The sequence below is a fragment of the Alistipes sp. 56_sp_Nov_56_25 genome (assembly GCF_001915285.1).
Taxonomy (GTDB): Bacteria; Bacteroidota; Bacteroidia; order Bacteroidales; family Rikenellaceae; genus Alistipes; species Alistipes shahii.
Map to the genome: position 1 here is coordinate 127,935 of NZ_MNQF01000002.1, position 20,571 is coordinate 148,505.

Here is a 20,571-nt window from a genome sequence, read left to right on the forward strand (position 1 = left end):
GGCGTCAGTCCTTTACGTTGGTGAGTGAATCGGCGTCGTCGGCATGGAGCTTGCCGTCGATTTTGGTGAAGAAGATGCCCAGCATCAGCACCGAGATGAGGATGTCGAGCAGGATGGCGAAGTTGATCAGCAGCGGCATCTCGACGCCGATAGCCGTCGAAAAGAGGAACACGCCGTTTTCGATGACCAGAAAGCCGACCATGTGGGAGAAGATCCGGCGGCGCATGACGATCAGGATCAGTCCGCTCAGCAGCGAGTAGAAGGCCACGCCGAAGAACACCAGGTCGATGGTCGTGTCGGCGATGTAATAGGTGACCGAGGCGCTCACGGCCAGCGCCACGAGCGACAGCAGCAGCGAGCCGGACTGCGTGGAGCCGGAGCGCGAGACGCGGTTGATCTTCGTGCGGCGGATGACGGCGAAAAGCAGTCCCGGGACGAGGATGCCCTTGAAAAGCAGGGTTTCGAGGCAGATGAAGGCCAGTTCGGCGGGGTTGATGGCGTGCAGCCGCACCAGGGCGACGGCGAACAGCAGCCACCCCTGAAGGCCGATCAGCGAGGCGAAATTGCGGAAACGCTCGGTGATCGCCAGATAGACGAGCGTCACGACGTAGAGGATGATCAGCGGAAGTATCATTGCAGACCGATGTTAAGTTGCAGCAGGTAGCCCGTGAAGAACACGAGGACGGCCAGCGCCGCGACGGTGAGGATGAAGGTGGTGTTGCGGGCGAGTTTGTTGCGGGCCTGGGTCGATTCGACGATGCCCACCGAAAGCCCCGTGACGAGCACCGCGAGCGGGGCCGCCGCCCACCAGCGGGGGCAGCAGGTCGCGGCGACGGCGTCGGCGGCGAGCACCGACAGCGCGGCGGTCTTGAGCCATCCGGCCATCTTGATATAGGCCAGGTCGACGCCGCAGTAGTCGAGGCACATCACTTCGTGGATCATCGTCAGTTCGAGGTGCGTGCGGGGGTCGTCGACCGGGACGCGCCCGGCCTCGGTGAAGACGATCTTCACGAGCACGTAGGCCGCCAGCAGCAGCACCACGACCAGCTGCACGCCGTTCACGGCGTCGCCCGAGAAGATCGCGTCGAAAGAGGTGTAGCCCGACAGCAGGGCCAGCGTGCCGAAGACGAGCATCAGCGCCGGTTCGACCAGCGCGCCGTACAGGGCTTCGCGGCTGGCGCCCATGCCCTCGAACGAGCTTCCGGTGTCCATCGCCGCGAGGATGAGGGCCACGCGGCCCAGAGCCAGGAGGTAGGCGAAGGCGATCAGGTCGCCTTCGAACGACAGCGCGGACGGCAGGTCGCCCACGGGGACGAACAGCGCGGCGACGAGGGCCGTGCCGAGCGTGACGGACGGGGCCGCGCGGAACACGGCGGTCGTCGTGGGGGAGTAGACGGCGCCCTTGCGCAGCAGCAGGCGCACGTCGTAAAGGTGCTGGGCGAAGCGGATGCCCTTGCGGCCCGCGAGCAGCGCGCGGGTGCGGTTGATCAGTCCCGGAATCGCCAGGGCCGCCAACAGAAGAAGGAGTGTGTTGAGTGCTGCCATCTTAAATCGCGTTAAATACCGACAACAGGAACACCAGCCCCAGGAAAGCCAGTGCGAAAAGGATGTAATGGTTGATCTTGCCCGTGCGCAGGCGCATCACGCGCTGGTTGATCACGCGCAGCAGTTCGACCCACCAGGCGGCGAACAGCCGGCCGATGCGGTCGCGGTGGCCGATGTCGAACGAGTGGGCAGCGGGGAAGATTTCGCCTTTGCCCACGGGGGAGCCTTGGCCGCTGTTCTGGGTCAGCGACGTGGCGATGGATTGAAGCCCTTCGGAGAAGGATTCGCCCGTGTACTGCATCCGGACGTTCGGCGCCGTGAAGCCGCAGCCCCATGTAGGACCCTTGGCGACGGTGCGCGTGCGCAGCGTCCGGCGGCGGAGCCACAGCAGCAGGCACACCACGGCGATCAGAATCCAGGCCGTGCGTCCCGCGGCGGCGAGCGGCGGCGAGAGCAGCCAGTCGGCGGCGTCGGCCGGGGTGCGGAGGAAGAAGCCCGCGGCTCGGGTCGCGGCCGAGACGGCCGCCCGGGGGAACAGCCCTACGAAAAGGATGCCTGCGAGCGGCAGGGCCATCGCCGCGATGCGGAAGGTGTCGGCCTCGGACGACTCGGCGACCTCGTGGGTGCGGGGCGAGCCGAGGAAGACCGTGCCGTAGAGTTTGGTGAAGGCCAGGACGACGAGTCCGCCGATCAGCGCCAGCGCGGCCAGTCCGGCGGCGGACGCCAGTACGTTGCTGCCCGAAGCGATGCCGTCGAGCATCCCGAGGTAGATCAGCAGTTCGGAGACGAAGCCGTTGAGGGGCGGCAGGGCGCAGATGGCCGCCGTGCCCGTGAGGAAGAGGATCGCCGTGAGCGGCATGTGCTTCGCAAGCCCGCCCAGCGCGTCGAGCGACGTGGTATGGGTCTGCGAGAGGATGTTGCCCGCGCCGAAAAAGAGCAGGCTCTTGAACAGCGAGTGGTTGAGCGTGTGCAGCAGGGCGCCCGTGACGCCGCACAGCGCGACGAGCTGGTTGCCCGAGGATTTGCCCAGCGCGGCGACGCCGAGTCCGATGAGGATGACGCCGACGTTCTCGATCGAGGAGTAGGCCAGCAGGCGTTTCACGTCGTTCTGCATGGCTGCGAGGATCACGCCCCACAGGCCCGTGACGACGCCCGCCGCGAGCAGGATCACTCCGGCGGTGTGCAGGAGGGGCTGTTCGCCCAGCGCGGCCGTCACGCGCAGGATGCCGTAGACGCCCGTCTTGATCATCACGCCCGACATCAGGGCCGAGACGTGCGACGGGGCTGCGGGGTGCGCCTCCGGAAGCCAGACGTGCATCGGGAAAAGTCCAGCCTTCATGCCGAAGCCCGCCAGGAACACCAGCAGCAGCGGCAGTCCCGGCTGCGTGCGGAAGTAGTCGCCCAGCGCGCCGAACGTGGCGGCGCCGCAGGCCGCGTCGAGCCGTACGAAGCCGATGACGAGCAGCACGAAGCCGATGTGCATCATAATCAGGTAGGAGAGCGCCGCGCGCCGGACTTCGCGCCGCTGGGCGTCGAAGAGGATCAGCAGGAACGACGCCACGGTCATCAGTTCCCAGAAAAAGAGGAACGAGAAGCCGCCGTCCGAAAGGACCACGCCCAGCATGGCGTAGAACATCGCCACCAGCGCCGTGTAGTGCAGCGAGATGTGGGCCGGGGATTTCTCGGCAAGGCAGTGGGCCAGATAGCCCCGCGAGTAGAGCACGGCGGCGACGGCGCCGACCGAGATGATCACGACGAACAGCGCCGAAAGCCCGTCCATCGAGCCGGTGTCGCCGCCGAAAAGCGTGCCGGGGATCGACCACACGGGGCCGCTGTCCGCTCCGGCCAGCACGCCGACGGCGCGCGCCGAGCACCACAGGGCGCCGGCGGCCGTGAGGGCCAGCGCAGTCCAGACCTTGCGCCGCAGCGGCGTGGCGAAAATGGCCGCCGCCACCGCCGTCAGGGCGATTAGCAGGTAGAGAAAAAGCATATTTCAGAAATTTATCGTATTCTTAACCGTTGACCACCGATGCCATGACCACCGCCGCGAGGGCCGCGGTCTCGGTGCGCAGACGCTGTCGTCCGAGGGTGATCTCTTCGAAACCGTTGGCCAGCGCGAAGGCGATTTCGCCGGGCGAGAAGTCGCCTTCGGGACCGATGAAGACCGTGGCCGTCTCGCCCGGACGGAGCGCGCGGGCCAGGTAGGCCTTCCCGGCGGGCGACTGCGCCGGGGCGCAGTGGGCGATGAACTTCCGCCCCTCGGGGGCCGACAGCACCGCTTCGCGGAAGGGGGTGAGCGGATGCAGCACGGGGCGGTAGGCCTTGAGCGACTGTTTCAGCGCCGCGGTGACGACCTTCTCGCCCCGCTCGGGCTTGAAGACCCGGCGTTCGCTGTGTTCCGTTTCCAGCGGCACGACGGCCGTGACGCCCACCTCGGTGGCTTTTTCCAAAAACCACTCGAAACGCTCCGAATTCTTGGTCGGCGCGACGGCCATCGTCAGCGCGTAAGGCAGTTTTTCGAACCCGGTTTCGGCGCTGACGACCCGCACGGTGCAGCGCCGGGGATTGTCGTCGGTGATTTCGCAGCAAAATAAATTGCCCCGTCCGTCAGTTATATGGATGCGCCCGCCGCACTGGAGCCGCAGTACGCGGATGCAGTGTTTCGACTCCTCCTCGTTCAGCGTATGAAGCGGGGGGACGATGTCCGGCGCGTAGAAAAGTTGCATGATTGGAGACCTATTATTTATTCTATTTACAGATTTTTCCCTAACTTTGTCGAATAATGCGCGACAAAGTTACTAAAATAACACGATCGATGAAACGTATCACCGCTTTATTAACACTTTTTCTGGCTATGACATTCATATCCTGCAAGTCCGGGAAAACCGTGGGTGAAAATCCTTTTTTCGCCGAATGGGAGACTCCATACGGCGTGCCGCCCTTCGACAAGATCGAACCGGAGCACTTCCTGCCCGCGATCGAACGCGGCATGTCGCTGCACGAGGCCGAGATCGACGCCATCACGTCGAACAACGACGCGCCGACGTTCGAGAACGTCATCCTCGCCTACGACGCTTCGGGGAAGATGCTTTCGCAGGTCGAGCTGATCTTCGGGATGCTCTGCGCCGCGGAGAACACCTCCGAAATGCAGGCGCTGGAGGAGCAGATTATGCCCCGGATGGCGGCGCACGCCGACAAGATCCGTCTCAACGGGAAACTTTTCGAACGGATCAAAGCCGTCTACGACCGTCGTGCCGCGCTGGGACTCGACGCCGAGCAGAGCCGTCTGCTGGAGAAGACCTACCGCAGTTTCGTGCGCGCCGGAGCGCTGCTCGACGCCGAGCGGAAGGCGCGTCTGAAGGCGATCAACGAGGAGCTGTCGCTCACGGCCGTGAAGTTCGGGCAGAACCTCCTCGCCGAGAACAACAACTATGCGCTGGAACTCGCCTCGTCCGATCTGGACGGCATTCCGGCCACGGCCCGCGATCTGGCCCGCGAAAAGGCCGAGGCGATGGGCCGGAAGGGCAAATACGTCTTTACGCTGCACAAGCCCAGCCTGATCCCGTTTCTGACCTACTCGTCGAAACGCGAACTGCGCGAGCAGATCTACAAGGCCTACCTCAACCGCTGCAACAACGGCGACGAGTATGACAACAAACAGCTGATCAACGATTTCATCCGCCTGCGCACGGAGAAGGCCCACCTGCTGGGCTATCCCTCGTATGCCGCCTACGTCGTGGACGACGAGATGGCCGGAACGACCGACGCCGTGTACGGCCTGCTGGAGGAGATCTGGACCCCGGCGCTCGAAAGCGCCAAGGGCGAGCTGGCCGAGATGGAGGAGCTGTTCCGGAAGGATTTCCCCGAGGGAGAGTTCGCGTCGTGGGACTGGTGGTATTACGCCGAGAAGGTCCGCAAGCAGAAATATGCCCTCGACGAGGAGATGCTGCGGCCCTATTTCTCGCTGGAGAACGTGCAGGGAGGCATCTTCTTCCTCGCCAACCGGCTCTACGGCATCACGTTCCGCCCGATCGTCGTGCCGCTGTACCACCCCGAGGCGGTCGCTTACGAGGTGCTCGACGTCGACCAGTCGCATCTGGGCGTGCTCTATTTCGACTACTTCCCGCGCGACGGAAAGAGCCAGGGCGCGTGGTGCGGCAACTATGTGGAGCAGACCTACGAGGACGGGAAGCGCGTGGCGCCCGTGGTGTCGGTCGTCTGCAACTTCACGCGCCCGGCGGGGGGCAATCCCGCGCTGCTGACCCTCGACGAGACCGAGACGCTGTTCCACGAGTTCGGGCATGCGCTCCACTTCCTGTTCCACGACGTGAAGTACCGCGGACTCGCGGAGGTCGAGGGCGATTTCGTGGAGCTGCCCTCGCAGCTGATGGAGAACTGGGCGTTCGATCCCGAGGTGCTCAAGCAGTATGCCGTGCATTACCGTTCGAACGAGGTGATTCCGAAATACCTCGTCGACAAACTGCGCCGCAGCGAACTTTTCAACCAGGGTTTCATGGCCACCGAGCTGATCGCCGCGTCGCTTTCGGACATGGACATCCACTCGATCACCGAATACGAGCCGTTCGACCCGATGGCCTTCGAGCGCAAGGCCCTGACCGAAAAACGCGGGCTGATCCCGCAGATCGAGCCGCGCTACCGTTACCCCTATTTCTCGCACATCTTCGACGGCGGCTACTCTGCGGGCTACTATTTCTATACGTGGGCCGAGGTGCTCGACAAGGACGCCTTCGAGGCCTTCCGCGAGAGCGGCGACCTCTTTAACAAGAAGATCGCCGGCGATTTCCGCCGCAAGATCCTCGCCCGCGGCGGCTCGGAGGACGGCATGACCATGTACCGCGATTTCCGCGGCAAGGACCCCGACAAGCGGGCGATGCTTCGCGGCCGGGGGCTTCTGAATGAACCCGAACCGTCCGGCGAGGACGCCGCTCCCGCCGCCGAAACGGCATCCGCCGCCCGGGAAAACTGAAACTCGAACCCATCGGAAAAGAAACCGCTAATTTGATATGATAATGAAAAAAGTACTGTTTATTATGGCCGTTTCCGCTATGGCGGCAGGCTGCGCCGACAATTCGATCCCCAAAGCGCAGCTGCCCGAACTCGATCTGTCGAATCCCCTGCTGGCCGCATGGGATACGCCCCATGAGACCCCGCCGTTCTCCGAGATAAAACTCGCGGACTACGAACCGGCGTTCGATGCCGCGATCGCCTGCTCGCGCGCCGAGATCGACGCGATCGTGAACAACCCCAAGAAACCCACCTTTGGCAATACGATCGTGGCGCTGGAGCGTCAGGGCGAGCTGCTCAATCGCATCGCGGGGCTTTTCTTCAACCTGCTCGAAGCCGACACGTCGGACGAAATGCAGCAGATCGCACAGCGCGTGCAGCCCAAGCTGACCGAACTGTCGAACGACATCTCGCTCAATCCCGAGCTGTTCGCCCGGGTGAAACAGGTTTACGAGCATCCGGGACGTCTTCGCAAAGAGGACAGGAAACTGCTCGAGGACACCTATCAGAGTTTCGCTCGCAGCGGCGCGGCCCTTTCCGACGCCGACAAGGAGCTTTACCGCAAGTACACCTCCGAACTCTCGGGGCTGACGCTCCGGTTCGGGCAGAACGCGCTGGCCGCGACCAACGCATTCACGCTCAACATCACCGATCCGAAGGTGGTGGCCGAGCTGCCCGCATTCGTCCGCGAAGGCATGGCCGCCGAGGCCAAGGCCCGCGGCGAGAAGGGCTGGACCGTGACGCTGCAACATCCCAGCTACCTGCCGTTTATGACCTATTCCTCGAACCGCGAACTGAAGGAGAAACTCTGGAAAGCCAGCAATTCGAGGGCGCTGGGCGGCGAGTTCGACAACACGGAGATCGTGAAGAAAATCGCCAATACGCGTCTGAAGATCGCCAACCTGCTGGGCTACAAGTGCTATGCCGATTACGTGCTCGAACGCCGCATGGCCGAGAATACGAAAACGGTCAACGACTTCCTCGCGGAACTGCTGGCCGCGACCAAGTCCTATGCCGACGCCGACTACCGCACGGTGAGCGACTACGCCGCTACGCTCGGTTTCAAGGGACAGCTGATGCCTTGGGACTGGTCCTATTACACCGAGAAATACAAGGATGAGAAATATGCCCTGAACGACGAGCTGGTGAAACCCTACCTGAAACTCGAAAACGTGAAGAAGGGCGTCTTCATGCTGGCCAACAAGCTCTACGGGCTGAATTTCACGCCCGACGACAAGATCGAGGTGTACCATCCCGACGTGACGGCCTACGACGTGACGGACGCCGACGGACGCTTCATGGCAGTCCTCTATCTCGACTTCTTCCCCCGCGAGTCGAAGCGTTCGGGGGCGTGGATGACCGAGTTCCGCGGCACGAAGATCGAGGACGGCAAGGAGATCCGTCCGCTGGTGTCGCTGGTGATGAACTTCACCAAGCCCACCGAAACGGCTCCGTCGCTGCTGACGTTCGACGAGCTGGAGACCTTCCTCCACGAATTCGGACACGCCCTGCACGGCATGCTGGGCGAGGGCAAGTACGAGTCGCAGACCGGCACGAACGTCTACCGCGACTTCGTGGAACTGCCCTCGCAGCTGATGGAGAACTGGGCGACCGAGAAGGAGTTCCTCGACCTGTGGGCCGTGCACTACGAGACCGGCGAGCCGATGCCCGCCGAGATCGTCGACCGCATCGTCGCCGCACAGAACTATCTGGCGGCTTACGCCAACGTGCGCCAGCTGTCGTTCGGTATGACCGACATGGCATGGCATACGCTCACCGAGCCGTTCGAGGGCGACGTGGAGCAGTTCGAAGCCGTCTCGATGGCCCCGACGCAGGTGCTGCCCGTCGTTTCCGGAACGGCGATGGCTCCGGCTTTCGGCCACATCTTCTCGGGCGGTTACGCCGCCGGATACTACGGTTACAAGTGGGCCGAGGTGCTCGAGGCCGACGCTTTCTCGCTCTTCAAGGAGAAGGGCATCTTCAACCGCGAGGCGGCTTCGTCGTTCCGCGAGAACGTCCTCTCGAAGGGCGGCACGGAGCACCCGATGGAACTCTACGTGCGTTTCCGCGGCCACAAGCCCGAAACCCGCGCCCTCATCGAAAAGATGGGTCTGGGAAAATAAGCGATCCGTTCACCGATTCCGGAGGAGGGCCTGCACAGGCCCTCCTCTTTTCGTATCCCGGGGACCGGAACGGCAGGCTGCGGTTCCGGGTCGGGCATTCGGATCTTCGGCGCCGCGGGCGACGACGCGTCTGTCCACCCCCCCCCGCCGGGCGCGATTCTGTTTTGCAACCGTCCGGTTTTTTCGTATCTTTGCGACTTGGGAAGAGAATTTTTTTGTTGACTACATCTATGCTTGAAAAATCGAATGCCGCATTGATCGAGGCGATCCATGCGCATACGCCGCAGCATTCGAATCCGGCTTCGCTGCTGATGGACATGCTGAACATAGGCCGCGAGGCCGCTTACAGGAGGCTGCGCGGCGAGGTGCCGTTCACCTTCGGCGAAGCCAGCGCGCTGTGCGCGCGGATGCACTTCTCGCTCGACCGGGTGGTGGGGCTGGCGGCTACGGACAAGTTGTCGTTCCAGCTCAAGTTCAAGGAGTTCACCGCGCTGCTCGAAACCTATAACGAGATTCTGGAACGCGACATCGCCTTTATGCGCGAGGTGGCGTCAGACCCCACGACCGAATTTGCCACGGCGACCAATTCGCTGCCGGCGGAGTTCTACGGCAAATACGACAACCTGAACCGGTTCAAGCTCTTCAAATGGCTTTACCAGCACGAAGTGGGCAACCCCGCCGTGAGGACCTTCGAGGAGCTGAAGCTCCCCGCGGAATTGCGGCGCAACTGCCGGGAGTATGTCCGGTGGGTGCAGTCGGTCGCGACGACCTACCTGATCTTCGACGACAGCAATTTCAAGCACTGGCTCAACGCCCTGCGCGCCTACCGGGAGATGCACCTGATTTCGCAGGAGAGCGTTCGCGTGCTCCGGGACGAACTCTTCGCCATGCTCGACGAGATGGAGACGGTGGCGGTCAAGGGGGAGTTCGAGAACGGCAACAAGATCTTCCTCTATCTTTCGGACATCGACCTCGAGTCGTCGTACAGCTATGTCACGACCAGCAGACACCAGGCCGTGAACATCGGAATGTTCTCGCTGAACGGACTGCGGACGCCCGATCCGCTGATGTACGAATATGTGAAGAAATGGATCAAGACCCAGAGCCGGTTTTCGACGCTCATATCCGGCAGCGGAGAGCTGCGGCGCATCCACTATTTCAAGCGTCAGCGCGAGATCGTCGCCCAGCTGGGCTGACGCCCCGTTCCCGATGCGGAGTCTCTCCGGCGGGCACGAAAGGAAAGGGGAGGGTTTCACAACCCTCCCCTCGAAGCCTCCGGATGTGCGGAACATAGTTGCGTCACTGTCAAGCAATCCTTCCAACTTCTGTGGGCGTCACTACATGCAAACTGAATTCTTCATAGCCCCTTTCGGAACTGGTACAAACGTACGCCATTTCAGCGGGCGAACCAAGACGAAAATCGAAACAATCCGAAATGCGATGTTCTAATTTCGTGTATCGAACGGATTATCGCCGCTCCGGTTTCGATAATCGGTTATTCCGGGAGGCGGCGTTTCGATTATCGAAACGAAAGGCCTCCGGCGTCTGGAATCCGAAACGCCGCTTCCGCCCGCCGCAGAAATGAAAAAACGACTAAATTTTGCACGGGCCGCGACGAAGTAGTAAAAAATTACTACTTTTACCCCGTCCCCGTTCATACCGGCTATTTCCCATGGAAAACGAAAGAACACTGCTCGAAAAACTTGCCCGCGGCGACCGCGCGTCGTTCGACGCCCTCTACATGAGGTATGCGGCGAAGACCGAGGAGTTTCTGTGCCGCATGCTCAAGAACCGGGCAGAGGCCGAGGACATCACCCACGACCTGTTCCTGAAAATCTGGCAGAACCGCAGCACGATGGCCGGCGTCACGGCCTTCGGCTCCTACCTGTTCCGCATGGCCCGCAATGCCGTATACGACCGTTTTGACAGCCGCACGGTGCGGACCAACTTCGCCCGGCAGACCAATCTGCTGCCCGAATACGAACTTCCGGACGTGGACAACCGCGATCTGCTGCTGCTGATTCAGCTGGCGGTGGAGAAGATGCCCGGGCAGCGGCAGCGCATCTTCCGCATGAGCCGTGAGGAGGGCATCGCCAACGACGAAATCGCCCGGCGTCTTGGCATCTCCACGCGCACCGTCGAAAATCAGATTTCGAGGGCCTTGTCCGAACTGCGCAAACTCGTCACGCTGATCCTGTTTTTCTTCTAAAAACTTTTTTCACCTTTCGGGCGTGCGTAACGGCCGCGTGAACCGTCTTATTGGTGAAACGGGAAAGATCGTTATGTCTGTAAATCGAATAAAAACCATTATCGAAACCTTCCTCGGCAGCGACATGCCCGGGGAGGTGCAGCAGCGCTTCGCGGAGTGGCTGCGCGACCCCGCCTCGCGCGATGAAAAGGAGCGGGCGCTGGAAAACTACTGGAACGGACTCCGGGCCGAAGAGCCGGGAGGCCGTGAACGCAAACTCGAACGGCTCCACGAGGCGATGCGCCGCGGCGAGCGGTTCCGCGTCCGCCGCATCTGGCGCAACGTCGCAGCCGCGGCCGCCGTCGTGCTGCTGGCCGCCGGAACGAACTACGTCGTGGTGAAGGATTACCTGCGCACGAAGATCGAAACCAACATCGTCACCTCGGCCCACGACAAGGGCGAGTACGTACTGCCCGACGGTACGCATATCTGGCTCAACGCCGGGAGCGTGCTCCGGTACTACGGCGACCTGACGGGGCGCCGCAGGGTGGTGGAACTCGACGGCGAAGGCTTCTTCAAGGTCCGGCACGATGCCGACCGTCCGTTCATCCTGCAGATGGAGGATATGAACATCGAGGTGCTCGGCACGGAGTTCGACGTGATCAACTACGCCGAGTTCGCGACCACGGAGGCCATTCTCTGCAACGGCAGCATCCGCGCCTACGGCGGCCGTTTGCCGGCGCCCGTGACGCTGAAACCCGGCGACAGGCTGGTGTTCGACAGGAAGGAGGGGCGCGCCTCGCGCTCGCGGGTCTCGACGCGCAACTACTCGCAGTGGATGGGCGGCTCGTTGTCGTTCGACGACACCTCGCTGGCCGACATTCTCACCAACCTCGAACGCTGGTACGCCGTCGAGATCGACGCTCCCGAGGCGTGGACCCGGCAGGTGCGCATGTCGTTCAAGCTGATCCGCAACGAAAGTATCGAGGAGATTCTGAAAGCCATGTCGCTCGTCGTGGAGATGGACTACGTCTGCGCAGGGCGGCGCATAACGATCATTCCCAAACAACCGAAAAATTCCTAAAAATTACGCGCCTATGTAAAAAGGACCCGGACTTTCCCGCTTTCACTTCCGGAACGCAGAATCCGTTCCGGCCGTTTCGACCATTACCTAAATTACAAACCCATGCGTAAACTTATCCAAGCTAAAATCCTTGGTGCAGCCCTGCTATTGCTTTTTCTGACCACGGGAGGACGGGCGCAAACTCCCCCCCCCCACGGTTAGCATTGCCAAGGAAAACGTCTCTGTCGAACAGGTTTTGAAAGAGATAGAGCGACTGACCAATTACACGTTTTTCTACAATAACGGCGACTTCGACCTCAAGCGGATCGTGTCCGTCGCGGCCGTGCGCAAGCCCGTGTCCGAGGTGGTGCGGCAGATGCTGCCCGACTGCTCGTGCCGTTTCGAGAACCGGAGGATCATCCTCGTCAAGGACGCCGCGCCCCAGCGCCAGACGGTGAAGGGCGTCGTCAAGGACGAGAAGGGTGCGCCCGTGATCGGCGCCACGGTCCTCGTGACCGATGCCGGGCAGACCCGGGGCATATCGACCGACATGAACGGCAGCTTCACGCTCACCCTCCCGGCGCTTACGGCCGAAGCCATGCTCGAAGTGTCGTTCATCGGCTTCGACACCTACAAATCGGCGGTCGGAAGCCGCACGTTCTTCGACGTGGTGCTGACCTACGCCCAGCAGAGCATCGACGAGGTGGTCGTGGTGGGATACGGCGTGCAGAAGAAGGCCAACCTCACGGGAGCCGTGGCCACCGTGTCGCAGAAGGAGCTGAAAGACCGTCCCGTGTCGAACGTGGGCCGCGCCTTGCAGGGCGTGATCCCCAACCTCAACGTGACGCTCTCGTCGGGACAGCCCGGAGCCGGAGCGACCTACAACATCCGCGGTACGACCTCGCCCAACGGCGGCAGCCCCCTGGTGCTGATCGACGGCGTCGAGACCTATCCCGACCGCATCAACTCGAACGACATCGAGTCGATCACGGTCCTGAAGGACGCTTCGTCCGCCGCCATCTACGGCGCACGCGGAGCCTTCGGCGTCATCCTGATCACCACCAAGAGCGGCAAGTACAACGAGAAGGCCGAAGTGTCGTACAACGGCTATTTCTCCGTCTCCAGCCCCACGACCTCGACCGACTACGAGACGCGCGGATACTACTCGGCCAAGATCGCCGACTTCTTTATGATGGCCACGCAGAACACCCCCTACACCTCCTACACCGAGGCCGACTACAAGGCTCTCTGGGAGCGGCGCAACGACAAGACCGAGAACCCGGCGCGTCCGTGGGTCGTCACCGACAGGCGCAACGGCCGTCAGCAGTACGTCTATCTGGCCAACTTCGACTGGTACAACTACCTCTACGACGACAGCCGCCCGACGTGGGACCACAACATCAACATCAAGGGCGGAACCAAGGCGCTCTCCTACATGGTCAGCGGACGCTATTACCAGCAGAAGGGCGTCAACCGCATCGAGCCGGACATGTTCAAGTCCTACAACTTCCGCGTGAAGCTCCAGGCCGAGATCAAACCCTGGCTGACCATCGCCAGCAACACCAAGTTCTTCCAGTCGAACTACAAGTATTACGGTTACGAGGACGAGTATAACAACTTCCGCAAACCCACGCTGCACGCCCTGGCGTCGTTCGTGCCGGTGAATCCCGACGGTACGGCCGTGTCGCACACCTCGATGACCCAGTCGTCGACCCACTACCTGATGGACGGTTACAGCGCCATGATGCAGAAGGGCAAGAGCTTCGGCAACAAGAAGACGCAGGAGATCACCACGACGTTCGAAGCCACGTTCAAACTGCACAAAAACTTCAACATAAAGGCCGACTTCAGCTATACGCAGGGATACCTCCACAACGACTACCGCAGCGTCAATGTCCAGTATTCGCAGTATCCGGGCGAGGTGATGACCGAACCCGAAGGAAGCTTCCCCAACAAGTACAAGGAGGTCGTCTGGGACCAGAACTACTATGTGGCCGACGTCTACGGAACCTACAACAAGACCTTCAGCGAGAAGCACAACCTGACGCTGATCGCCGGTTACAACTACGAGGCCAAGTATTACCGCGACCTCACGGCGGCCAACGACGGACTGCTGTCCGAGGACCTCTCGGACTTCAACCTCGCCAAGGGCACGACCAACTTCACGCTCAACGGAGGCCGCAACGAATACGCCATCATGGGCTGGTTCTACCGCGCGGCTTACGATTACAAGGGCAAGTACCTGGCCGAAGTCAACGGACGCTACGACGGTACGTCGCGTTTCCCGCGCGGCAAGCGTTACGGCTTCTTCCCCTCGTTCTCGGCGGCATACCGCATCAGCGAGGAGGCGTTCTTCGAACCGCTGCGCAAGACGGTCGACAACCTCAAGATCCGACTTTCGTACGGTTCGCTCGGCAACCAGCAGATCGGTTACTACGACTTCATCCAGACCATCACGACCAAGGGCTCGATGGGCGACTATTCGTTCGACGGTACGATTCTCGGCCAGCACGCCACGGTGAGCGATCCCGTGTCGGGCAACCAGACCTGGGAGAAGGTCATCTCGAAGAACCTCGGCGCGGATCTCAACATGTTCAGCAATCGTCTCTCGCTGACGGCCGATTTCTACATCCGCGACACGAAGGGCATCCTGGGCAAGGGCAAGTCGCTGCCCTCGATCTACGGCGCCAACGAACCGCAGGTCAACTCGAACAACCTCCGTACGAAAGGTTACGAACTGGTGCTGGGCTGGCGCGACTCGTTCAAACTCGCCGGAAGCACCTTCAGCTACGGCATCACGGGGACGTTCTCGGACTACACGGCCGAGTACACCAAGTGCGACAACCCCTCGGGGCTGATCGGAGGCCCTTATGTGGGCAAGAAGTACGGCGAAATCTGGGGCTATAAGGTCGACGGGCTGTTCCGCAACGACGAGGAGGCCGCCGAGTACGCTTCGCGCGTGGACCTTTCGAAGGTCGCCGCAGGATATTATTCCGCGACGGGAGCCTATGGAAAGGGCGTTCGCGGAGGCGACATCAAGTACCTCGACCTGGACGGAAGCGGTATCGTCGACGGCGGCAAGGGAACGCTGGAAGACCCGGGAGACCGCCGCGTGATCGGCAACTCGTCGCCCCGCTACCAGTACGGACTCACGCTCAACCTTTCGTGGTACGGATTCGACCTCTCGGTGTTCATGCAGGGCATCGGCCGGCTCGACTGGTATCCCGGCGCGGACAACCTGCGCTTCTGGGGGCCGTACAGCCGTCCCTATGCGACCTTCATTCCGAAGAATTTTATGAGTCAGGTGTGGAGCGAGAGCAATCCCGACGCCTATCTCCCGCGCGCCCGCGCCTATACGTCGCTCAACTCGACGCAGGGCACGGCCTACTATACCAACGACCGTTACCTGCAAAATCTGGCCTACTGCCGGCTGAAAAACCTCACCCTCGGCTACACGATTCCCAAGCGGCTGACCTCGAAGGTCGGCATCAAGGAGTGCCGTGTCTACTTCAGCGGCGAGAACCTCGCCACGTGGAGCGCCCTGAAAAACGATTTCCTCGATCCCGAGCAGGCTGCCGCCGATTCGGACAAGAAGTCGAACGTCTATCCCTGGTGCAGGACCTATTCCGTGGGTCTGAACTTAACCTTCTAAAGCGATTGCCGTTATGAAAAAATACATTCTTTATATACTGACCGGTGTGGCGGCGTGCGGACTTTGCAGCTGCGAGGACGCGCTCGACCGCTACCCGAAGGACCGGCTCACTCCCGATAACTTCTTCCACACGGAGGAGGAGTGTCAGCTCTACACCAACGATTTCTACACGATGTTCCCCTCCGCCGGGACCATCTACGGCGAGACGGCCGACATCATCGCCAAGACCACGCTCACGAGCGAGGTGCTGGGCAACCGCACCGTGCCCGCGACGGCTGGCTCCTGGAAGTGGGAGAAGCTGCGCGACATCAATTTCTTCCTCCAATACTCCTCCAACTGTGCCGACGAGCACGTGCGGCTCGAGTACGAGGGCGTGGCGCGCTTCTTCCGGGCGTGGTTCTACTTCGAGAAGGTGAAGCATTACGGCGACGTGCCCTGGGTCGACCGTCCGATCGACGCCGGCGACCCGCTGCTCTTCGAAAAGGGCCGCGATCCGCGCGAGATGGTGATGCAGAAGGTGATCGAAGACCTCGATTTCGCCGTTACCAACCTGCCCGTCGAAAGGTCGGTCTACCGCGTGACGCGCTGGGCGGCGCTGGCGCTCAAGAGCCGCGTCTGCCTGTTCGAGGGAACCTTCCGCAAGTATCACGGGCTGAAGGACTGGGAAAGCTATCTTACGGCCTGTGCGACGGCGTCGAAGCGCTTCACCGACGAGAGCGGATACTCGGTCTACACGACGGGAACGACGCCGTATCTCAACCTTTTCTCGTCGCTCAAGGCCCTCGACACCGAAATCGTGCTCGCCCGGGCCTACAACACGGCTATCGGTCTGAAGCACGACGTCAACGGCTACCTCACGAGCATCACGATGGGACGCCCCGGCCTGCTGAAGAACATCGCCAACATGTATCTGATGAAGGACGGCACGCCCTTCACCTCGCAGCCCGGCTGGGAGACGATGCAGCTCCCCGAGGAGAGCAAAAACCGGGACGGCCGCTTCGCACAGACGGTCCGCACGCCCGGGTACAAGCGCATCGACGACACGGCGCTGTCGGCCCCGAACCTTGCGGCGACGATGACCGGATACCAGCTGGTGAAGTACCTCCAGTCGGCCAAGTACGATTCGTACAACGCTTCGACGAACGACCTGCCGCTGCTGCGCGCCGCCGAGGTGATGCTCAACTACGCCGAGGCCAAGGCCGAGCTGGGAACCCTCACGCAGGAAGACATCGACCTTGCGATCAAGCCGCTGCGCGACCGTGTGGGCGTCGCCAACCTCTCGCTCACGAAGGCCAACGCCTCGCCCGACCCCTATCTGGCTTCGCCGGAGACCGGCTATGCCAATGTGACGGGCGACAACAAGGGCGTGATCCTCGAAATCCGCCGCGAACGCACCGTCGAACTGCTGATGGAGAACCTCCGCTACTGGGACATCATGCGCTGGAAGGAGGGCAAGCGTTTCGAAAAACCCTTCACGGGGCTGTATTTCCCCGGCACGGGGTCCTACGACCTGAACAACGACGGCGTGGACGACGTCTGCATCTGGTCCGGCTCGAAGCCCGCGACCTCGGCCCCGGCGGTCTACGAGCTGAACAAGGAGATCTTCTTGAGCGGGGGCGACAGCGGCTACATCATTATCCATACGGATTACGCCCGTTCGTGGAACGAGGAGCGCGACTACCTCTATCCCGTGCCCACCGACGACCGGGTGCTGACCCAGGGCGCCATTACGCAGAACCCCGGCTGGAACGACGGCCTGAATTTCTAACCTGAAAAAAAGAATGATTATGAAAATCAAGCGATTCATACTGCTCGCCTTCTCCGGCTGCTGCCTGGCGCTGTCCGGGGCGGCCTGCTCCGGGCTGGAGGGCGACAACTCCGACTTCGATTTCGGGGACATGACCTCCGACGCACCCGACAATCCCTACGACGGACAGGGTTACGACCGCCTGCCCAACTCGGTGCGGCTGGCGACCTACAACACCCACCGCTGCGAGGGATGGACCCAGAACTCCGGGACCGACCGCGCGAACTACAACAACACGGCCAAGGTCATCTCGCTGATGGACCCCGACGTGATCGCGTTGCAGGAACTGGACAAGAACACCACGTGGCATCAGACCGACCAGTTGCAGGAACTGGCCGACCGCACGGGGATGCGGCCCTACTACTGCAAGACGATCAGCTACCGCGGCGGCGACTACGGCATCGGCATCCTCTGCAAGACGGCGCCTAAAAACACCTATGCGGGCGATCTGCCGGGAACCGAGGCGCGGAAGTTCTTCCTCGCGGAGTTCGACGGCTACATCTTCATCGCCACGCACTTCTGCCACCAGAGCGATGAGAACCGCCAGCGGTCGTTCGAGATCATAACCGAGTATATCGCCGCCAACTACGCCGCCTATACCAAGCCGATCTACCTGGCGGGGGACCTCAACACGTCGAAGCTTCCGGCAGCGGCGCTCGAATCGTGGAAGATCATCAGCACCTCGGCCAATACCTTCGTGAACACCTCTTCGCCGTCGCGCATCGACTATGTGCTCGTCTACACGGGCAATTCGCCGTCGTACGAGGTGCTGCGCACCGCCGTGCCCTCGTACGAGGAGATCAACGTGATGACGGTCTCCGACCACCTTCCCGTACTGGTAGACCTCAAAAAGTAAGCGATTATGAAAAACAGACTCTTGAATAGCTTTTTCCGGGCGGCGGCGGCCTTCGCGCTGCTGCTCGCGGCCGGAGCGTGCAAGGACGACGTGGCGCTGCCGATGCAGCGGGTAGCGCTGAACACGCACGCGATTCTCGCGCCGTCGTTCGCCACGACGCTCTCGTTCGACGTCGAGGCCAACTGCGACTGGACGATCTCCGTCGCGGGCGACGACACCTCGTGGGCCGAACTCTCGCAGACCGAGGCCACGGGCATGGCGACCGTGGCGGTGTCCATTGCCGAAAACAATACTTCCGGCTCCCGTGCGCTGACGATACGCGTTGCGGCCAAACGGAATGCCGCGGTCGTGGAGGAGTTGTCCTTCGTGCAGGCTTCGGCGACGGCCGAGGGGTATCTCTCGATCCCCGATCTGCGGAAACTGGCCGCCGACGGCGACTACTCCGTGACGCAGGACGTGAAGATGCGCGGAATCGTGGTGTCGAGCGTCCAGGACAATAACTATTACGACAACTGCATCGCGCTCCAGAGCGCCCTGAAAGCCAACTGCGGCATTACGCTCCGCACCGACGAGGTGCTCTACCGCAAGCCGGGCGAGGAGCTGGAGATCGACCTGAAGGGGGCGGTCGTCGGGGTGAATCCCGAAACCGGCGTGATGGAGGTGAAACCCGCCGCGGACGACAAGGTGAGCCGCACGGAGACGACGCAGGTGAAGATCGAAGCCTTGAAGATCACCTACGAGGAGCTTCGGTCGGGAGCCTACGAGTCGATGTATGCAGGCATTTATTCCCAGGTCTACGTGCCGGAAGGCGGTTCGCTGAACGGTATAACGCTCAAGGACGATCTGTCGATGCAGGACCCCGACAACAACCGTTTCCGGCTGGTGGCTTCGCAGGCTTCCTCGTTTGGCATTGATCCTGCGCCGACGGGTAGCGGAGTGCTCAAGGGAATCGTTGTGCCGCAGGACGGCGCCTATGCGATCCGCCCCTGCACGGCCGGGGACAAGGAACTCACCGGGCTGCGCTTCGGCGCCCAGGTTGGAATCAGGCTGCCCTATGTCTTCTCGTTCTACGCCGCCTCGCAGGCCAACAAGGATTGCAAGTACGTGACGGTGACCGATGGCACGTTCGACAAATTGGGGGCAGACTTCAAGGTCGAGGACAAGGATGTCACCAAATGCGTCGTGCTGACGGCAAAGGTGGCCCCGACGTCGAACAGCAGCCATTTCCGGCTGACGCACTGGGCCGATGAGGCCGCGCATGACAACATTCCGGCCAAGTCGATGGTTTACGGTCAGGACTCCTATTTCCTGCTGACCGTGCCTTTGGCCGAGGATATGCCTGCATCGTTCCGCATCTCATTCGGTATGTCGGGAACGGGCGGCGCTCCGAAGAACTGGGCGGTGGCCTATTCGACCGACGGCACGGAGTACGTCACTCCCTCCGACGGCTCGACAGCCATCTCGATTCCCGGGGCGATTGCGAGCAGCGGCTATTTCTATTATTTTACGGTGACCCTGACGCCGCAGTTGCGGCTGATGAAGGGCCAGACGCTGCTACTGAAACTTTATCCGACAGACAACGTCAGTTGCAACGGCGGTACGGCTGGATACAATTCGGATTCGCGCCTGCATTCGTGCGTCGCGATTGAGGCCGTGCCGAAATTCAGTACACCGAAACCGGTCGGAGCGGTTTATTTCGAGCCTTTCGACGGGTTGACCGAAGGGTTGGACTACCTCTACGGCGATAAGTTGGCTGCCATGCTGAACTATTGCGGCAGCGACATCTCGGAATGGGACGCCGTGCTGAAAAACGGACTTTCGGGCACCAACGTTCATCAGCGTCCGGGTTATGCCCAGATCGGTTATGTCGAGTCGCAGGCCGTGAAGCGGGCAGAGTATGAGAATAAGGCGGGGGCACTGCTCACGCCGGCGCTGAACGCAACGGGCGATCTGAACCTCTCTTTCCGCGCGATGGCCTACAAGACCTGTTCGGATCGCCCCAAGGGTAAGGCGACCGAACCCAAGGACAAGAAGGGCGATCTGACGGAGATCGTCGTCGAGGTGATCGGCGGCGGAACGATCGACGGCGCGACGAAGAAGGTCGTGTCGGGACTGGCGACCGATGCGTTCAACACCTATTCGCTGACGATCGACGGCGCGACGGCCTCCACGGCCCTGCGCTTTACGAGCGAACCCGCTTCGGGCGAGTTCTCGCGCTGGTTCATCGACGATATCTGTGTGACGAAGTAGGGGTTGCCCGATGATTGAAAAGCGTCCCGGAGCATTCGCTCCGGGACGCTTCGTTACAGGCC

At 61.7% G+C, this 20,571-nt stretch carries 13 protein-coding genes; 9 read left to right on the forward strand and 4 right to left on the reverse strand.

The window, feature by feature from the left end:
• Positions 1–4: 4 nt before the first annotated feature.
• From BHV64_RS01350 to BHV64_RS01365, 4 genes are read right to left on the reverse strand one after another with little or no spacing between them, the layout of a single operon-like run.
• Positions 5–634: a hydrogenase 4 membrane component (E) gene (locus BHV64_RS01350; RefSeq protein WP_015547605.1), complete on the reverse strand. Its 630-nt coding sequence runs from the start codon at positions 632–634 to the stop codon at positions 5–7.
• Positions 631–1,545: a respiratory chain complex I subunit 1 family protein gene (locus BHV64_RS01355; protein WP_138265236.1), complete on the reverse strand. Its 915-nt coding sequence runs from the start codon at positions 1,543–1,545 to the stop codon at positions 631–633. The genes BHV64_RS01350 and BHV64_RS01355 overlap by 4 nt, the downstream gene beginning before the upstream one ends.
• A gap of 1 nt (position 1,546) precedes the next feature.
• Positions 1,547–3,535 carry a proton-conducting transporter transmembrane domain-containing protein gene (locus tag BHV64_RS01360; RefSeq protein WP_288115501.1) on the reverse strand — a complete coding sequence of 663 codons (1,989 nt, stop codon included), beginning with the start codon at positions 3,533–3,535 and terminating at the stop codon, positions 1,547–1,549.
• 22 nt (positions 3,536–3,557) lie between these two features.
• Positions 3,558–4,271, reverse strand: a complete 714-nt coding sequence (locus tag BHV64_RS01365) for an RsmE family RNA methyltransferase (protein ID WP_015547606.1) — start codon at positions 4,269–4,271, stop codon at positions 3,558–3,560.
• Positions 4,272–4,399: 128 nt separating this feature from the next.
• Between BHV64_RS01365 and BHV64_RS01370 the strand changes: the two genes are divergently transcribed.
• The 9 genes from BHV64_RS01370 to BHV64_RS01410 all read left to right on the forward strand — a co-directional run bounded on the left by BHV64_RS01370 (position 4,400) and on the right by BHV64_RS01410 (position 20,509).
• Positions 4,400–6,532 carry a M3 family metallopeptidase gene (locus BHV64_RS01370; RefSeq protein ID WP_015547607.1) on the forward strand — a complete coding sequence of 711 codons (2,133 nt, stop codon included), beginning with the start codon at positions 4,400–4,402 and terminating at the stop codon, positions 6,530–6,532.
• Positions 6,533–6,611: 79 nt separating this feature from the next.
• Complete coding sequence (locus BHV64_RS01375; protein WP_138265403.1) at positions 6,612–8,693, forward strand: M3 family metallopeptidase; 2,082 nt, start codon at positions 6,612–6,614, stop codon at positions 8,691–8,693.
• Between the two features lie 230 nt (positions 8,694–8,923).
• Complete coding sequence (locus BHV64_RS01380; RefSeq protein ID WP_217727698.1) at positions 8,924–9,889, forward strand: hypothetical protein; 966 nt, start codon at positions 8,924–8,926, stop codon at positions 9,887–9,889.
• Between the two features lie 476 nt (positions 9,890–10,365).
• Positions 10,366–10,902: an RNA polymerase sigma-70 factor gene (locus BHV64_RS01385; protein ID WP_217727699.1), complete on the forward strand. Its 537-nt coding sequence runs from the start codon at positions 10,366–10,368 to the stop codon at positions 10,900–10,902.
• Between the two features lie 73 nt (positions 10,903–10,975).
• Entirely contained in the window at positions 10,976–11,965 is a 990-nt protein-coding gene (locus BHV64_RS01390) for a FecR family protein (RefSeq protein WP_022062047.1), read from the forward strand.
• 235 nt (positions 11,966–12,200) lie between these two features.
• Positions 12,201–15,596 (forward strand): SusC/RagA family TonB-linked outer membrane protein, encoded by a 3,396-nt coding sequence (locus BHV64_RS01395; RefSeq protein ID WP_288115502.1) that lies wholly within the window; start codon positions 12,201–12,203, stop codon positions 15,594–15,596.
• 13 nt (positions 15,597–15,609) lie between these two features.
• Positions 15,610–17,364 (forward strand): RagB/SusD family nutrient uptake outer membrane protein, encoded by a 1,755-nt coding sequence (locus BHV64_RS01400; protein WP_288115503.1) that lies wholly within the window; start codon positions 15,610–15,612, stop codon positions 17,362–17,364.
• 19 nt (positions 17,365–17,383) lie between these two features.
• Positions 17,384–18,259 carry an endonuclease/exonuclease/phosphatase family protein gene (locus BHV64_RS01405; RefSeq protein ID WP_015547613.1) on the forward strand — a complete coding sequence of 292 codons (876 nt, stop codon included), beginning with the start codon at positions 17,384–17,386 and terminating at the stop codon, positions 18,257–18,259.
• A 6-nt stretch (positions 18,260–18,265) separates the two neighbouring features.
• Positions 18,266–20,509, forward strand: coding sequence for a DUF5689 domain-containing protein (locus tag BHV64_RS01410; protein ID WP_022062050.1), 2,244 nt, complete (start codon positions 18,266–18,268; stop codon positions 20,507–20,509).
• Positions 20,510–20,571: the final 62 nt, after the last annotated feature.

What these genes read in the sequence shown, in the direction of transcription:
- BHV64_RS01350 (WP_015547605.1), bottom strand. Translation starts at nt 634, where the DNA reads ATGATACTTCCGCTGATCATCCTCTACGTCGTGACGCTCGTCTATCTG.
- BHV64_RS01355 (WP_138265236.1), bottom strand. Translation starts at nt 1,545, where the DNA reads ATGGCAGCACTCAACACACTCCTTCTTCTGTTGGCGGCCCTGGCGATT.
- BHV64_RS01360 (WP_288115501.1), bottom strand. Translation starts at nt 3,535, where the DNA reads ATGCTTTTTCTCTACCTGCTAATCGCCCTGACGGCGGTGGCGGCGGCC.
- BHV64_RS01365 (WP_015547606.1), bottom strand. Translation starts at nt 4,271, where the DNA reads ATGCAACTTTTCTACGCGCCGGACATCGTCCCCCCGCTTCATACGCTG.
- BHV64_RS01370 (WP_015547607.1), top strand. Translation starts at nt 4,400, where the DNA reads ATGACATTCATATCCTGCAAGTCCGGGAAAACCGTGGGTGAAAATCCT.
- BHV64_RS01375 (WP_138265403.1), top strand. Translation starts at nt 6,612, where the DNA reads ATGGCGGCAGGCTGCGCCGACAATTCGATCCCCAAAGCGCAGCTGCCC.
- BHV64_RS01380 (WP_217727698.1), top strand. Translation starts at nt 8,924, where the DNA reads ATGCTTGAAAAATCGAATGCCGCATTGATCGAGGCGATCCATGCGCAT.
- BHV64_RS01385 (WP_217727699.1), top strand. Translation starts at nt 10,366, where the DNA reads ATGGAAAACGAAAGAACACTGCTCGAAAAACTTGCCCGCGGCGACCGC.
- BHV64_RS01390 (WP_022062047.1), top strand. Translation starts at nt 10,976, where the DNA reads ATGTCTGTAAATCGAATAAAAACCATTATCGAAACCTTCCTCGGCAGC.
- BHV64_RS01400 (WP_288115503.1), top strand. Translation starts at nt 15,610, where the DNA reads ATGAAAAAATACATTCTTTATATACTGACCGGTGTGGCGGCGTGCGGA.
- BHV64_RS01405 (WP_015547613.1), top strand. Translation starts at nt 17,384, where the DNA reads ATGAAAATCAAGCGATTCATACTGCTCGCCTTCTCCGGCTGCTGCCTG.
- BHV64_RS01410 (WP_022062050.1), top strand. Translation starts at nt 18,266, where the DNA reads ATGAAAAACAGACTCTTGAATAGCTTTTTCCGGGCGGCGGCGGCCTTC.